The 15,354-nt window shown below is 70.8% G+C and carries 13 protein-coding genes and 1 tRNA gene; 4 read left to right on the forward strand and 10 right to left on the reverse strand.

Features of this window, described 5'->3' with window-relative positions; all coding sequences use genetic code 11:
• From OG542_RS20690 to OG542_RS20700, 3 genes are all read left to right on the forward strand, one after another.
• A complete protein-coding gene (locus OG542_RS20690; RefSeq protein WP_311126598.1) occupies window positions 1-720 on the forward strand; it encodes an ABC transporter permease in 720 nt (239 codons plus the stop codon).
• 102 nt (window positions 721-822) lie between these two features.
• A complete protein-coding gene (locus tag OG542_RS20695) occupies window positions 823-1,107 on the forward strand; it encodes an SGM_3592 family protein (protein WP_328412852.1) in 285 nt (94 codons plus the stop codon).
• A 268-nt stretch (window positions 1,108-1,375) separates the two neighbouring features.
• Window positions 1,376-1,480 (forward strand) — tRNA-OTHER (locus tag OG542_RS20700).
• A gap of 36 nt (window positions 1,481-1,516) precedes the next feature.
• Here the strand turns inward: OG542_RS20700 and OG542_RS20705 are convergent.
• From OG542_RS20705 to OG542_RS20745, 9 genes are all read right to left on the reverse strand, one after another.
• On the reverse strand, window positions 1,517-2,320 hold the full coding sequence (locus tag OG542_RS20705) for an HAD family hydrolase (protein WP_328412854.1): 804 nt from the start codon (window positions 2,318-2,320) through the stop codon (window positions 1,517-1,519).
• A complete protein-coding gene (gene serS / locus OG542_RS20710) occupies window positions 2,317-3,594 on the reverse strand; it encodes a serine--tRNA ligase (protein WP_193479103.1) in 1,278 nt (425 codons plus the stop codon). The genes OG542_RS20705 and serS overlap by 4 nt, the downstream gene beginning before the upstream one ends.
• Window positions 3,595-4,146: 552 nt before the next feature.
• A complete protein-coding gene (pheA, locus tag OG542_RS20715) occupies window positions 4,147-5,079 on the reverse strand; it encodes a prephenate dehydratase (protein ID WP_311126594.1) in 933 nt (310 codons plus the stop codon).
• 62 nt (window positions 5,080-5,141) lie between these two features.
• A complete protein-coding gene (gene efeB / locus OG542_RS20720; RefSeq protein ID WP_328412857.1) occupies window positions 5,142-6,431 on the reverse strand; it encodes an iron uptake transporter deferrochelatase/peroxidase subunit in 1,290 nt (429 codons plus the stop codon).
• Window positions 6,432-6,437: 6 nt separating this feature from the next.
• Window positions 6,438-8,438 (reverse strand): copper resistance CopC/CopD family protein, encoded by a 2,001-nt coding sequence (locus OG542_RS20725; RefSeq protein ID WP_328412859.1) that lies wholly within the window; start codon window positions 8,436-8,438, stop codon window positions 6,438-6,440.
• Between the two features lie 13 nt (window positions 8,439-8,451).
• Entirely contained in the window at window positions 8,452-8,937 is a 486-nt protein-coding gene (locus OG542_RS20730; RefSeq protein WP_328412861.1) for a copper chaperone PCu(A)C, read from the reverse strand.
• Window positions 8,934-9,587 (reverse strand): SCO family protein, encoded by a 654-nt coding sequence (locus OG542_RS20735; RefSeq protein WP_193479098.1) that lies wholly within the window; start codon window positions 9,585-9,587, stop codon window positions 8,934-8,936. Before OG542_RS20735 ends, OG542_RS20730 begins: the two co-directional genes overlap by 4 nt.
• Before the next feature lie 95 nt (window positions 9,588-9,682).
• Window positions 9,683-10,426, reverse strand: coding sequence for a YcnI family copper-binding membrane protein (locus OG542_RS20740; protein ID WP_328412863.1), 744 nt, complete (start codon window positions 10,424-10,426; stop codon window positions 9,683-9,685).
• 161 nt (window positions 10,427-10,587) lie between these two features.
• Complete coding sequence (locus OG542_RS20745; RefSeq protein WP_328412865.1) at window positions 10,588-11,403, reverse strand: hypothetical protein; 816 nt, start codon at window positions 11,401-11,403, stop codon at window positions 10,588-10,590.
• 244 nt (window positions 11,404-11,647) lie between these two features.
• Here OG542_RS20745 and OG542_RS20750 point away from each other — a divergent pair, with 244 nt between their 5' ends.
• On the forward strand, window positions 11,648-12,115 hold the full coding sequence (locus OG542_RS20750; protein ID WP_328412867.1) for an ATP-binding protein: 468 nt from the start codon (window positions 11,648-11,650) through the stop codon (window positions 12,113-12,115).
• A 120-nt stretch (window positions 12,116-12,235) separates the two neighbouring features.
• Here the strand turns inward: OG542_RS20750 and OG542_RS20755 are convergent, their stop codons facing one another.
• Window positions 12,236-15,229, reverse strand: coding sequence for a glycine--tRNA ligase (locus tag OG542_RS20755; RefSeq protein WP_328412869.1), 2,994 nt, complete (start codon window positions 15,227-15,229; stop codon window positions 12,236-12,238).
• Between the last annotated feature and the right edge of the window lie 125 nt (window positions 15,230-15,354).

Below are 15,354 nucleotides of genomic sequence, written 5' to 3' on the forward strand. Positions count from 1 at the left end.
ATGTATGACCCCACAGTCGCCCGACTCACCTACCGGGCCCTGCTCGGCCGGCGCCGGGCCCTCATCCTCGGTGCCCTGCCCCTGCTGTTGATCGTCATCGCCGTGGCGGTGCGCGGTCTCACCGGGGCGGACGACCAGACGGCCTCGGACCTGCTGGGCGGGCTCGCGCTCGCCACGATGGTGCCGCTGATCGGCGTCATCGCCGGCACCGGCGCGATCGGGCCGGAGATCGACGACGGCTCGGTGGTGTACCTGCTATCCAAGCCGATCAAGCGGCCGACCATCATCTTCACCAAGCTGATCGTCGCCGTCGCCGTGACGATGGTGTTCTCCGCGGTGCCGACGCTCATCGCGGGAATCATCCTGAACGGCAACGGCCAGCAGATCGCCGTGGCCTACACGGTGGCGGCGCTGGTCGCGTCCATCGCGTACGCCGCCCTGTTCCTGCTCCTCGGCACGGTCTCCCGGCACGCGGTGGTGTTCGGTCTCGTCTACGCGCTGGTCTGGGAGGCCCTGTTCGGCTCCCTGGTGCCGGGCGCCCGCACGCTGAGCGTCCAGCAGTGGTCGCTGGCCGTGGCCCAGAAGGTGTCCGGCGGGGACCTGGTGACCTCGGACGTCGGCCTGACGACGGCGACGGTGCTGCTGGTGGCCGTCACAGTCCTGGCCACCTGGTTCGCCGGTCAGAAGCTGCGCTCGCTGACGCTCGCCGGCGAGGAGTGACGTCGCCCGGCCTTGACGGGGGCTTCACCTCTGTCGGGGCACACTGGGCAAACGGGATGTAGGGGAACCACACGGGAGTTGGACGGCTGGGAGGAGACGGGAATGGCGGGCGAGAGGGCTCAGTACGAGGACGGCGGTCAGGCCGGGTCCGAGCCAGGAGCCGGGCCCGGGTCCGGGATCGGGTCCGGAGACGATGCTTGGGACGACCTCGTTCTGGACGACGACTTCATACGCTCCGCCGAGACCTCCGAGCCGTCCGCCCGGGCCCGGATGCTCGCCGAGCGCTGGCGCCGTGAGAAGCCGGAGCCGCAGCCCTGGCGCTCCGACGAGCCGCCCGCGGGCTGGTTCTTCAGCAAGGTCCGGCGGCGCAGGTGGCGCAGGCGCTGAGGCCGGGCGATTTAATCGGTGGCGTCCAATTCGCCCGGCGGGCAGAGTGGTTGTGTTCACCCCGCCGGGCCAGGAAGTCCGGCGCCGAGTTCTGGGAGAGGAGCGGGACGATGCCTATGCACGGCAGTACGTCCAGCTCCCTTCAGGGCAGCCCGCGGCGGGCTCCGGAGTAGTCGCTACCCCACTCCGTAGAGCTTGCCCCATACGGGGAGCTGCCCGGGGCGGCCGCTTCGAGCACGCGAATCGCACTCGCGTGGGCCGCCCACCCGGAGGATTGGCCGAGCGGTAAGGCACCGGCTTGCGCTGTGTTTGATCAGAAGCGAGTCGTGGTCGGGCGATAACGCCCGCGCACGTTCGATCCGTGCATCCTCCGCCGTACGCAACACCCGAATACGCAAGACCCGAAGGCTCAGCCCAGCAACCGCTCCAGCACCACCGCGATGCCGTCCTCCTCGTTCGAGGACGTCACCTCGTCGGCCACGGCCTTCAGCTCCTCATGGGCGTCCGCCATGGCGACACCGTAGGAGGACCAGGCGAACATCGGTATGTCATTGGGCATGTCGCCGAAGGCGATCGTGTCCGCGGCCTTCACCTTGAGCCGGCGGGCCGCCAGGGACAGACCGGTGGCCTTGGACAGGCCCAGGGGGAGGAGCTCGACGATCCCCTCGCCCGCCATGACGACACTGACGAAACCGCCGGCGGTGCGCGTGGCCACCTCGCACAGCTCGTCGTCCGACAGCGTCGGGTGCTGTATGTACAGCTTGTTCAGGGGCGCGGTCCACAGGTCCGACGCGTCCGTGAAGGGGGTCGCGGGCAGGTTGCCGTGGGCCGCGTAGCCCGGGCCCACCAGCACCTCGCCGTCCAGGCCGTCACGGCTCGCCGCCAGGTACAGCGGGCCGGCCTCCGCCTCGATCTTGGCCAGCGCCACCCCGGCCAGCTGCCGGTCCAGCGTGACCGACGTCAGCAGGCGGTGGGCACCGGCGTCGTACACCTGCGCGCCCTGGCCGCAGACGGCCAGCCCCTGGTAGCCGAGGTCGTCGAGGATGTGCCGGGTCCACGGGACCGCGCGGCCGGTGACGACGATGTGCGCGGCGCCCGCCGCGGTGGCCGCGACGAGCGCGTCACGGGTGCGCTGCGACACCGACTCGTCGGAGCGCAGCAGCGTCCCGTCGAGGTCGGTGGCGATCAGCTTGTATGAGAAACCGGTGGTCACTTGGACACCGGCTCCAGGACCTCCCGGCCGCCCAGGTACGGACGCAGCACCTCGGGCACCCGCACCGAGCCGTCGGCCTGCTGGTGGTTCTCCAGGATCGCCACGATCGTGCGCGGTACGGCGCACAGGGTGCCGTTGAGCGTGGCCAGCGGCTTGACCTGCTTGCCGTCACGGACGCGGATCGACAGCCGGCGGGACTGGAACTCGGTGCAGTCCGAGGTCGAGGTCAGCTCGCGGTACTTGCCCTGGGTCGGGATCCACGCCTCGCAGTCGAACTTCCGGGCGGCCGAGGAGCCCAGGTCGGCGCTGGCCACGTCGATCACGCGGTACGGCAGCTCCAGGGAGGTCAGCCACTGCTTCTCCCACGCAAGCAGCCGCTGGTGCTCGGCCTGCGAGTCCTCCGGGGCGACGTAGGAGAACATCTCGACCTTGTCGAACTGGTGCACGCGGAAGATGCCCCGGGTGTCCTTGCCGTGCGAACCGGCCTCGCGGCGGAAGCAGGGCGAGAAGCCCGCGTAGCGCAGGGGGAGGCGGTCGGCGTCGAGGATCTCGTCCATGTGGTACGCCGCCAGCGCCACCTCGGACGTGCCGACCAGGTAGAGGTCGTCGTCGGCGAGGTGGTAGACGTCCTGGGAGGCCTGGCCGAGGAAGCCCGTGCCCGCCATGGACTGGGGACGGACCAGGGCCGGGGTGAGCATCGGGGTGAAGCCGGCCGCGGTGGCCTGGGCCATCGCCGCGTTCACCAGGGCGAGCTCCAGGAGCGCGCCGATGCCCGTCAGGAAGTAGAAGCGCGAGCCGGAGACCTTGGCGCCGCGCTCGACGTCGATCGCGCCGAGGATCTGGCCGAGCTCCAGGTGGTCCTTGGGCTCGAAGCCCTCGGCGGCGAAGTCGCGGATCGTGCCGTGCGTCTCCAGCGTGGCGAAGTCCTCCTCGCCGCCCACGGGCACGTCCGGGTGGACGAGGTTGCCGAGCCTCTGGAGCAGCTCCTGGGTCTCGGTGTCGGCCGCGTCGCGGTCCGCGTCGGCCGCCTTGACGTCGGCGGAGAGCTGGCCCGCCTTCTTCAGCAGCTCGGCCTTCTCGTCTCCGGCCGCCTTGGGGATGAGCTTGCCGAGCGCTTTCTGCTCGGCGCGCAGCTCGTCGAAGCGGACGCCAGACGACCTGCGCCGCTCGTCGGCAGACAGGAGGGCGTCGACGAGCGCGACGTCCTCTCCACGGGCGCGCTGGGACGCGCGCACACGGTCGGGGTCCTCACGAAGCAGGCGAAGGTCAATCACGCGCCCAAGGCTACCGGTGCGCGATGACCGCCCACGACTCACTATTCCAGCTGAGCATTACGTACCGTTATGGGGGAATTACGCGCAGTGTCAATAAAAGGCGCACCTCTCCCCGGAACGAGGCACTCCCGAGGCGCCGCGTTGACTCGAATCCCTTGCGGGAGACGGGACTTGGGGTCAGGTTGTCCACAGGGATCCACACCTGCCGAAGAGTTATCCACAGGCTGTGTGGAAGGTCTGTGGACTTCGGAATTGATCACTCCGGAAGGTCCGCTCACCCCTCAGAATTCCCGGCGCAAACCCGCTCTATCCTCACTTTCGAGTGGAATCAGGTCACCCCGAAGAGTTACGCAAAGGAAAACGGTGGACGAAGGGTGACCTGCCCGTCGATGGACGCATCAGGGGCCTGTAGGGCGATTTGTCGACTGACTCACGCTTCGTTGTCGACTTGTCCCCAGGTCGAGAAGCCAACCTGTGGATAACTTCTGTGGATAACGACAATCAGCAGGTACGACAGCCCGGGACCGGTCTGAAACCCCGCCCGGAACCGGCCTAGAACCGGCCGTCCTGGCACCGCGCCACCCAGTCCGCCGCCTCCACGAACTCCTCGTCCGAAGTCCCCAGCCGCGGCGGCTGGACATCCCCGGGCCGCACGTCCGCGCGCGGATAGGAGCCGAGGAAGCGAACCTGGAGGCAGATCCGCTTCAGGCCCTTCAGGGCATCGGCCATCCGGCGGTCGGAGATATGGCCCTCTGCGTCGATGCAGAAGCAGTAGTTCCCGATGCCCGCGCCGGTCGGCCGGGACTGGAGCAGCATCAGGTTGATGCCACGTGTGGCGAACTCGCCCAGCAGGTCGCGCAGACCGCCGGGGTGGTCGTCGCGCTGCCACAGCACGACGGACGTCTTGTCCGCGCCGGTCGGCGCCGCGGGCCGGGCGGGCCGGCCGACCAGCACGAAGCGTGTCTGGGCGTTCTCCGCGTCGTGGATCCCGGTCTCCAGGGCCTCTAGGCCGTAGCGGGCGGCCGCGAACTCGCCGGCGAAGGCGGCGTCGTACTGGCCCTCCTGGACCAGCCGGGCGGCGTCCGCGTTCGAGGCGGCCGACTCCCAGTGCGCGTCCGGCAGGTGCTTCTTCAGCCAGTTGCGCACCTGCGGCTGGGCGGCCGGGTGGGCGGAGACCGTCTTGATGTCCGACAGCTCGGTGCCCGGGCGGACGAGCAGTGCGAAGGTGATCGACAGCAGCACCTCGCGGTAGATCATCAGCGGGGCGCCGGCGACCAGCTCGTCGAGGGTGGTGGTGATGCCGCCCTCGACGGAGTTCTCGATCGGCACGAACGCGGCCTCGGCCTCGCCGGTTCGTACGGCGTCGAGCGCGGACTGGACGGAAACGTACGGGGTGAGTTCCCGGGTGGCGGCCTCGGGAAGCGTGCGCAGGGCGACTTCGGTGAAGGTGCCCTCAGGGCCGAGATACGCATAGCTCGCTGGCATGACCTCACCCTAATGGGCCCGCGGAATCGGCATCCCCCACAAGACCGTCCAGGGGCCAACTCTCACCCCTCCAGCAACTTCTGCCCCACGTACTCGCCCTTTGCGGCCCCGCCCGGCACCGCGAACAGCCCGCTCGACTCGTGCCGGATGAACTGCGAGAGGGCGTCGCCCCGGTCGAGCTTGCGCTGCACCGGCACGAAGCCGCGCAGCGGATCGGCCTGCCAGCAGATGAAGAGCAGACCCGCGTCGGGCACCCCGTCGGTGTCGATGCCGTCGTGGAAGGAGAACGGGCGGCGGAGCATCGCCGCGCCGCCGTTCTGGTCGGGCCGGGTGATCCGGGCGTGGGCGTTGATCGGGACGACCAGGTTGCCCTCGGCGTCGGTCTTCTCCAGGTCCATCGCGGTCGTCTCGGTGCCCCCGGACAGTGCCGCCCCGTCGGACTTGCGGCGCCCGATCACGTCCTCCTGCGCCTTGCCGGAGAGCTTCTCCCAGTCGTCGAGGAGCATGCGGATCCGGCGTACGACGGCGTAGGAGCCGTTCGCCATCCAGGCCGGTTCGCCCTGCTCCGGCACGAAGATCCGCTGGTCGAAGTCGGACTCGGCCGGCTTCGGATTGCGGGTGCCGTCGATCTGGCCCATCAGGTTGCGGGCCGTCATGGGGTGGGCGGTGGCGCCTGGCGAGCGGTTGAAGCCGTTCATCTGCCAGCGGACCCGGGCCGCCGAGCCGGTGTCCTTCTGGATCGCGCGCAGGGCGTGGAAGGCGACCAGGGAGTCGTTGGCTCCGATCTGCACCCACAGGTCGCCGTTGCTGCGCTTCTTGTCGAGGCGGTCGGAGGAGAACTCGGGCAGCGGGTCGAGGGAAGCCGGGCGCTGCTTCTCCAGGCCCGTCCTGGCGAAGAAGCTGTGGCCGAAGCCGAAGGTGATCGTCAGCGACGAGGGTCCGGCGTCCCGGGCCACGTCGGTGTCGTCGTGCCCGCTCGGCTCGCCGGCCATCAGCCGCCGGGCCGTCTCCGACCAGCGGCGCAGCAGGGCGGCGGCCTCCTTGCGGCCGGCGCCCGCCGCCAGGTCGAAGGCGACGACGTGGCCGCGGGCCTGGAGGGCGTCGGTGATACCGGGCTGATGTTTCCCGTGAAACATCGCCCGGTCGGCGCCGAGCGAGGTGAGCGGCGTGGCGGCCTCGGAGGGGGCGGCGGCGTATCCCCCGGCCGCGCCCGCAGTACCGAGCACGAGCCCGGTGGCACCGGCGGTGCCGAGCATCCGGCGCCGTGAGATGCCCTCCCCGGCGGAGGCCGCGTCGGTCTCCCCCGGGGCGGTGCCGGGAGTACGGGCCTCCGGAATGGACTGGTCAACCATGGTGGTTCAGCCGATCTGCGCGTTCTTGGAAACGGTCACCTCGTCGATGTCGGAGGTCCGCACGGTCACGTCGACCTGCCAGTCGCCGGCCATGGGGATCTGCACTCCGTTCGCCGACCAGTGTCCGGTAGCGATGTGGTCGGGGCCGACGGGCAGGGGCCCGATGTCCTTGGCTTTCAGGGTGAAGTCGACCTTCACCTCGGGGATGTCGAAGGCCCGGCCGTTGGGCCGCTCCACGTAGACGTGCATCTCGTTGTCGCCCACGCGCGCGGGGTCGAGGTCGACCGTGACGACGCCCTTGCCGTCCTCGCCGCCGGTGTCGAACGGCATGTTCAGGGTCAGCGCCCCGGATGCTCCGGCGTCGGCGGAGGCGGATGCGGAGGACGAGGCGGCCGCTTTGGCCTCCTGCTCCGTACGGCCCGGCTCGGTCTGCGTCAGCACGGTGGTGACGGCGAGCAGGACGACCGCGATGCCGGCCTCGGCCAGCACGGAGCGGCGCAGGCCGAAGCGGTTCGGATCGGCGTCCCGCAGCCGCTTCTGCCGGGCGGTGTCCCGAGCGGCCCGCTGCCGGGCGAGCTGCGCGGCGCGCTCGGCGTCGGCGGGCCCGGTGTCGGCCGGCTCGGTGTCGTCGGGCTCGGGAACAGGCTGTTCGTCGGCGTCCCGGTCGGTGTTCGTGCCGGTCGGGTCATCGCCGGAGGCATCGGCAACTGTGTCGCCGGAGGAGCCAGCCCCCGCGCCGACTCGCGTCTTTTCCCGCTCCGCCGATGCCGGCACGGCCTCCATCAGCCGTCCTGTCCAGCGTCGCGAGATCCCCGCGACGCCGACCAGGACGACCACGAGGGCGATCTTGGCCAGGAGCAGCTGCCCGTACCGGGTGTCGGTGAAGGCCGACCAGGAGCCGAGCTGGCGCCAGGACTGGTACGTCCCGGTCGCGATCAGCGCGAGCACGCTGCCGAAGGCGACACGGGAGAAGCGGCGTACGGCCGACGCGTCGACGGGCGCGTCGGCCGGTGCCCGGTACAGGGCGACCAGGAGCGCGCCCAGCCCGCCTAGCCACGCGGCGACGGCCAGCAGGTGGATGACGTCGACCGGCATGGAGAGGGACGCCTGGAGCCCGACCGAGGCGTGCTCCGACATCGCCCAGCTCGCGGCGAGCCCGGCCGCCACGACGACGCCGCCGATCGCGAGACCGAAGGTCAGATCGTGCTTCTCCTGGGCGTCTTCACGCTTGTCGTACGCCCCGAACAGCACGGAGATGAACAGTGCCGCCGCGGCGAGCAGCAGCAGCCGGGACACCAGGGCCGCGCCGGTCTTGGTCTCGAGCACCTGTCCGAGCAGGGAAAGGTCGACGATGTCGGCGACCTTTCCGGAGCCGGTGTAGGAGCCGCGCAGAAGGAGCAGGGCGAGGGTCGCGGCGGTGAGCGCGAGCCACCCGGAGACGACGAACCGCTGCACAGGCCGCACTCCGGAGCCGCGTCGCCAGCAGGCGAGGACGAATGCGGCGCCGCCGGCCATCACGATGAAACCGGCGTACGACACATACCGCCCGAAGCCGTACAGCCAGCCGACGACCCCGTCGTCGGTCGCCTGCTGGGAGACCGTCGCGGATGTCTTGGAAGGAGCGCCGATGGAGAAGGTGTAGGCGCCGGCGACGGGATGGCTGTCCGCGGAGACGACCTGGTAGGCCACCGTGTACGTGCCGTCGGGCAGGCCCGGCTTCAGCGGCACGGCATACGTCGTCCCGCTCACGTTGGACGGCTCGGCCGTGTCGACGCGCTTGCCGTCCGGGTCGAGTACGCGCAGCGAGTCGTCGGACAGCGCTACCTGCTCGGAGAAGGTGAGCGAGATCCGGGCCGGGGCCTCCTGGACCACCGCCCCCTGCCCGGGGTCGCTGCCGGTCACCGCGGCGTGCGCGGAGGCCGGGCCCGCTCCCGCGAGGAGTGCGCAGGCCGCGGCCAGGAGCAGCAGCACCAGGTTCCGGACGCGGGGGGCGATGGTCTGCGTCACAGGGGTCCCTCCCTCAGTGTCCGGTCTTCGGGTGGTAGGTCGCCGACTTCACCGGCATCTCGACCTTGACGGGCCCCGAGCGGGCGAACCGCAGCTCGACGGTGACCGTCTGGCCTTCCTTCGGCTTGCGCTTCAACTGCTCGAACATCAGGTGGTCGCCGCCGCTCTTCAGCACCAGTTCACCGTGGGCGGGGACCTTCAGGTCCTTGACCTCCCGCATGGCTCCGCCGACGGTCTCGTGCACGGTGACCTGCCCGGCGACATCGCTCGTGACCGAGGTCAGCTCGTCGGCGGCACCGCCCTTGTTGGTGACGGTGAAGAAGCCTGCCGCCATCTCGTCGGAGACCGGCTGCGGCATGTACGCGGAGCCGACGGAGAGTTCCGCCTTCCCGTCCGCGGAGCCGCTGCCGGAGTCGGATCCGGAGTCCGAGCCGCCGCAGCCCGCCAGGGCCAGCGCCCCGGCCAGGACGAGGGCCGCCGGGCCGAGTCGACGCCTCACGGGTTCGCTCCCTTGACGATCGCGGGGAGATCCTTGGTGTAGTCGTCGACGGTGGCGCCCTCGCCGTAGAGCACATAGCCGCCGTCGGTCTTCGGCGAGAACGCGATGACCTGGGTGCCGTGCTCGGAGATGACCTTGCCGTTCTTGTCCTTCCTCGGCGCGTCGATGGAGATGCCGAGGGTGCGGGCGCCGGCCTGGATGGTCGCGAAGTCGCCGGTGAGGCCGATGAACTGGGGGTCGATGCCCTTGAGCCACTTGCCGAGCTCGGCCGGGTTGTCGCGGTCCGGATCGGTGGTGACGAACACGACGCGCAGGTCGTCCTGTTCGGCCTTGGGCAGCTGCTTCTTGGCCACGGCGATGTTGCTCATGGTCGACGGGCACACGTCGGGGCAGTGGGTGTAGCCGAAGTAGATCAGCGTGGGCTTGCCCTCGGTCTCCTTGCGGAGGTCGTACTTCTTGCCCTGCGTGTCGGTGAGGACCAGGTCCGGCTTCTCGAACGGCTTGTCGAGGACGGTGGCGGCCTTCTCGGTGCCGGCGTCCTCCGACACCACGGCGACGGGCTTGTCGCCGTCACCGCCGCTGCCGCAGGCGGTCAGGGTCAGAGAGGCGGCGGCGAGCAGAGCGGCCGCGGCGAGAGTCTTGGTGCGCATAGAAAGGAATCCCAGATGTCGGTGACCCGGCGCGCACCGGAGTGTTCCCGTCCGAGGGGCGGGGACCCGGCGCGCGCCGTGCAACGGAAGCAGCGTCAGGCGTTGGAGCGCCGGCGCCCGGCGAGCACGCCGTAGGCGACGCCCGCCGCGCCGACCACGATGCCGACGATGCCCAGGACGCGGGCGGTGGTGTCGGTGCCGTCGGAGGAGCCGGTGTCGGCGGCGGCGGTTTCGGCGGAGGCCTTCTCGGCCGACTCCGAGTCGGAGGCCTCCTCGCCCGACGAGCCGTGGTGCCCGTCCTCGGAGGCGGCGGACAGCTCCAGCACCGGGGCGGGGTTGTCGGGCTCCTCCTGGCCCTCCTGAGGCACCTCGATCCAGCGGACGACCTCCTTGTTGGAGTACGTCTGGAGGGCCTTGAAGACGAGTTCGTCGGCGTCCTCGGGCAGGGTGCCGATGGAGACCGGGAACTTCTGGAAGAAGCCGGCCTTGATGCCGTCACCGTCGGCGGTCCAGGTGACCTTGGTGACGGCCTCGGAGATCTTCTCGCCGTGCATCTCCAGCGGCTTGTCCAGCTTGGACTTGGTGACCTTGATGTCCCAGCCGGGGACCGGCTCCGGCATGACGGAGGCCAGCGGGTGGTCGGTGGGGAAGTTGACCTCGAGCTTGGTGGTCGAGGCGTTGTCGCGCTCGTTGGGGACCTTGAAGTCCACGACCGCGTAGCCGCCCTTGGCGGCCGTCCCCTCGGGCTGCACGGAGACGTGCGCGAAGGCGGGTGCGGACAGGGCGAGAACGGTGACACCGGCGGCGGCACCGGCCGCGGCGATACGGGAAACCTTCATGGAAGGGAGCACTCCGCTGTGAGTCGGGTCGGGATGAGGAAGAGGGATACGCGTACGCGCGCGTGCCGCACGACGGCGGCCCCTCCTCCGAGCCGTCCGGGAATCCGAGGATTCAGAAGAATCCGGAGGATCCGAAGAAGCGGAGTGGTGGTCGCGTCGCGTCAGGCGGCGAGGGCGAGTGCGGATGCGGGAGCCGTGCCGGCAGGCGGGCCGCGCCGGATCACCGTGTGCTGCAGTGCGGTGGTGCACGGCATCTCCGGCACGGGCCGCCCGGCGGGCGCGGGGCACGGACGGGCCTGCGGCGCTCCCGGGAGGCCGGCACGCAGGGCGCGCACCAGAGCGAACGCCGCCCGCAGGGAGCGCACCAGCGCCCCTTCGGTGACGCCCTGCGCCGACAGTTCGGTGAGCCGCAGCAGCGCCAGGTCGCCGTGGCGCAGCAGCCAGCCGGCGGCGATCGCCGCGAGGACATGGCCGAGCAGCATCGGCAGGGACGGCCACAGCGAGGCCGCTGCGGCGTCCGTGGTCACGTGTGTGTGGGCGCCGCCCGTCGGCTGGAGCCGGGCGTCGGTGAGGATCTTGTGGGCCTGCGCCGGGCTGATCGCCGCCGCCGTGGTGCCGCACAGGAGCCGCGCGGCCTGCTGGACCAGCGCGGCGTCGCTCGTGCCCGCCGGCACCGAGGACGTGGTGGCGGCGGCCGTGCCGTGCTGGCCCAGTCCGAACAGGGTGTGCAGGACCGTCTGGCCGATCGCGAGCAATGCCGCGATGCCCGGCAGCGAGCGCACGCGCCCCGCGAGCGGGGCCGCCACCGCGACCACCCCGAGGAACCCGGCGCCCAGCGTCCACAGCGGAATGCCCTCGCACGACGCCAGGGCGTGACCTGCCCCGGCCAGCACGACACAGACCGCGGCGAACACCGCGGCCCGCAGGATCCGGAGCGGGTGTCCGGAGCGCGTCGCGCGCGCGTGGGGGGCAGTCATGGCGGGCTCATCATCGCACTGGCGCCGCGGGCCTCGTGCGGCAGGTCCGCAAGATGCCGTACGACCGGAACGTCACCCTCTGGCCCCGCGCGCCCCCACTAACACCGATGTTCGCTCCTACATACACCGATCAGGATCAGCGCACATCCGCCGTATGGGCGGCATCACGTCAACTTCACGCTTACATGCGGGGGCTCGGGGCAATACGTAACGGTATGTCGAGCCGCAGCCAGGAGGCTGGAGCATGAGCATCTGGTGGTCACTCCATCTGCGGCGCGAAGCTGCCAGCGTGCCGCTCGCCAGGCGCCTGCTGATCGGCACGATGGAGACCGCGGGCGTCGACCCCGACATCTCCTACGACCTCTCCGTCGCCCTCAGCGAGGCCTGCGCCAACGCTGTGGAGCACGGTGGGGACATGGCCCGCGGCCCTGGTTCCGAGGCGTACAGGGTCACGGCCTACCTCGACGGCGAGAAGTGCCGGATCGAGGTCGCCGACGCGGGCCCGGGTTTCCCCGCGTCCTCCGCCTCTCGGCCCCGCCCGCCGATCCGGCCCGCGCACTCCGACGCGGAGAACGGCAGAGGACTGTGCCTCATCGAGGAGCTCGCCGACCACGTCCACATCGGCAACAAGCCGGGCCGGGGCGGTGCCGTGGTGAGCTTCGACAAGGTCCTCAAGTGGCGCGAGGGCGCCGCGCCGCTGATGGCTGTCTGACCCTGCGGTGGTGTTTCACGTGAAACACCACCGCCCTGTGAAGCACCACCGCCGTGTGAATCACCACCGCTGCGTTTCACGTGAAACGTCCCACTGACCCGTCTCCTGCCACGTCCGCCCCTACAGCGCACTCCAGTCCAGCGTCGTCCGCGCCAGCCCCGCCACCTGCGTGAGCAGCGCCAGCCGGGCGGCACGGACCGCCGGTTCGGGGTCCATCACCAGTACCTCGTCGAAGAAGGCGCTGATCGCGTCGACCAGCGGTCCGGAGACCTCGATCAGCGCCCCGAGGTCGTCCTCGCGGCCGTGCAGCGCCTGGCGTACGGCCTCGGCGCTCTCGGCGAGGCGCAGCTCGGCGGGCGCGGTCAGCAGGGACAGGTCCGCTGCCTCGACGCCGCCCTCGGGGAGGATGCGCACGACCCGCTGGAACGCGGCGGCGAGTGCCTCGAACGCCTCCGTGCCGATGTGCCGCTCCAGCGTGGCCAGCGTCCGGTCGCCATGGGCGGGCCGGTCGGCCCACACCAGGACGGCCTGGACGAGCCGGTGTTCGTGCCCGGCGTCCGTGAGCTGCTGCTCATAGCGCCGGGTGATCAGTTCGGCGGCCTCGGCGACCCGCTCGGCGGGTACCTCGACGCCCTGCGCGGCGTACCGTACGGCCGCCGCGCGCAGGCCGTCGCGCACCCGGACCCCGGCCACGGCGGGCAGGCTCCGCAGCACATTGAGCAGCCCGATCGCGGCCCGGCGCACCCCGTATGGATCGGAACTCCCGGTCGGCGCGGCGCCGATCACGAACATGCCGGTCACCAGGTCGAACCGGTCGGCCAGCGACAGCACGGCACCCGCGTCCATGGTGGGAAGGGCGCCGCCGGCGGAGCGCGGCAACTCCATCTCCGCGAGGGCCCGGGCGACCTCCGCGGACTCGCCGGCCCGGCGGGCGTACTCCTCGGCCATCACCCCGGCCAGCCCCGAGAACTCGATCACCATCTGGGACGCCAGGTCGAACTTCGCCAGCGCACCGGCGCGGCGGACGACGTCCACCGCCTCCTGAGCCAGCCCGGCGCGCCCGGCCAGATCGAGGGAGAGGACGGCGAGGCGCTCGGCGCGGTCGGCTACCGTACCGAGCCGGTCCTCGAAGGTCAGCTTGTCCAGCCGGCTCCGGAACTCCGCCGGCGGCACCTTCAGGTCCGCCCGCCAGAAGAACGCGGCGTCCTCGTAACGGGCCCGCAGCACCGCCTCGTTGCCCGCCCGCACCACGTCGTCGTCGCACAGGGCGTTGGCGAAGGTGACGAAGTGCGGCATGAGTCGTTCGCCGTCCAGCACCGGCAGATAGCGCTGGTGCTTGCGCATCACCGTGGTCAGGACGCTCGCGGGCAGTTCGAGATAGCGCTCGTCGAACGACCCCCGCACGGCGTACGGGAACTCCAGGATGTCGGTGATCTCGTCGATCAGGCCGGCCTGGCCCTCCACGTCGATCCGCCCGCCGACTTCGGCCGCCGCCTCCAGGGCACCGCGGACCACCGCGCCGCGCCGGGACTCCCGGTCGAGCAGGATGCCGTGCATGTGCAGGAAGTGCGGGTAGCCCTCGGCGGAGGTCACCCGGACTTCCGGATAGGGGGCCTGGCGCTGCACCCGCGTCGTGTCGCCCGCGGTGAGGGAGGAGACCACCACGGGCAGGGGAGTACGCCCCAGCAGCGCGAGCAGCCAGCGCACGGGACGCGAGAACGACAGCCCCGGGTCGCTCCAGCGCATGTTGCGCCCGGCACGCAGCCCGGAGACGACCTCGGCCAGCAGCTCGCTGAGCACCTCGACGGCCGAGCGCCCCTCCTCGTGACGGGTGAGCGTCACATACTCGACCCCGTTGACGTCGACGATCCGCACGTCCGTAGGTTCGGCGCCCTGGCTGCGGGCAAAGCCCAGCAAAGCCGGAGTGGGAGCGCCGTCCTTGAAGGCGGCGGCGACCTTCGGCCCGCGCACGGTCCGCATCGTGTCCCGTTCACGCGGCTGCACACCGTCGACCGTGATGACGATCCGGCGCGGTGTGGCCATCACGGTGATCGCGCCGTGCCCCAGCCGGGTCGCGGCCAGCTTGGCGGTGACCGACTCGCGCACCGCCTCGGTGGTGGCGGGCACGTCGGCGTACGGCAGTTCCTCCACGCCGATCTCGAACAGCAGCGTCTCGACGCCGGGCACCTTGGGCAGCGCGGGCCGCTCGGCCGGGGCCGGTGCGGCCGCCATGCCGAGCGGATACTCCAGCGCGGCCCGCCGCCGCTCCCACAACTTCGCCGACTCGTGCGTCAGCCCGCGCATCAGCGAGAACGCCTTGGCCCGCTCGGTGGTGCTGATGGCGCCGCGAGCGTCGAGCACGTTGAAGGTGTGACTGCACTTGAGCACGTACATGTACGCCGGAACCGGCAGCTCCAGGTCGAGCAGACGCCGGGCCTCGGCCGCGTACGCCTCGAAGAGCCGGTGGTTGGTGTCGAGGTCGGCGTCGTCGAGGTAGTAGCGGCTCATCTCGTACTCGTTCTGGCCGAACACCTCGCCGTACGTGATGCCCGGCGCGTAGACGATGTCCTTGAAGTGGGACACGCCCTGAAGGTTCATCAGGATGCGTTCGAGGCCGTACGTGATCTCCACCGACACCGGATCCAGGGCGACACCGCCCACCTGCTGGAAGTAGGTGAACTGGGTGATCTCCATGCCGTCCAGCCAGACCTCCCAGCCCAGCCCCCAGGCGCCGAGCGCGGGTGAGGCCCAGTTGTCCTCGACGAACCGCACGTCGTGCGCGCCGAGGTCGACGCCGAGCGCCCTGAGGCTGCCCAGATACAGCTCCTGAGGGTTGCCGGGGTCGGGCTTGAGGATGACCTGGAACTGGGTGTGCGTCTGGAGCCGGTTGGGGTTCTCGCCGTAGCGCGAGTCGTCCGGCCGCACGCTCGGCTCCACGTAGGCGACGCTCCACGGCTCGGGACCGAGTACGCGCAGCGCCGTGGCCGGGTTGGCCGTACCGGCTCCGACCTCGGTGTTCAACGGCTGCGTGATCATGCAGCCGTTGTCGCTCCAGTACTTCTGCAGGGTGAGGACGGCGTCCTGCATGGTCAGCGCCGTCTGGACGTTCTTCATGATCGAATCGCCTGTTCCCCGAGTCGGCCCGGCAAGGTCGGCCATGATCTCACACGCCAACTACCGCTGACCTGCTGTTTTTTGACCCGCGGCGCCGTTGGCCGGATGCTTCCGGTCGATTCACA

This window comes from Streptomyces violaceus, assembly GCF_036014075.1.
GTDB classification, from domain to species: Bacteria; Actinomycetota; Actinomycetes; order Streptomycetales; family Streptomycetaceae; genus Streptomyces; species Streptomyces violaceus.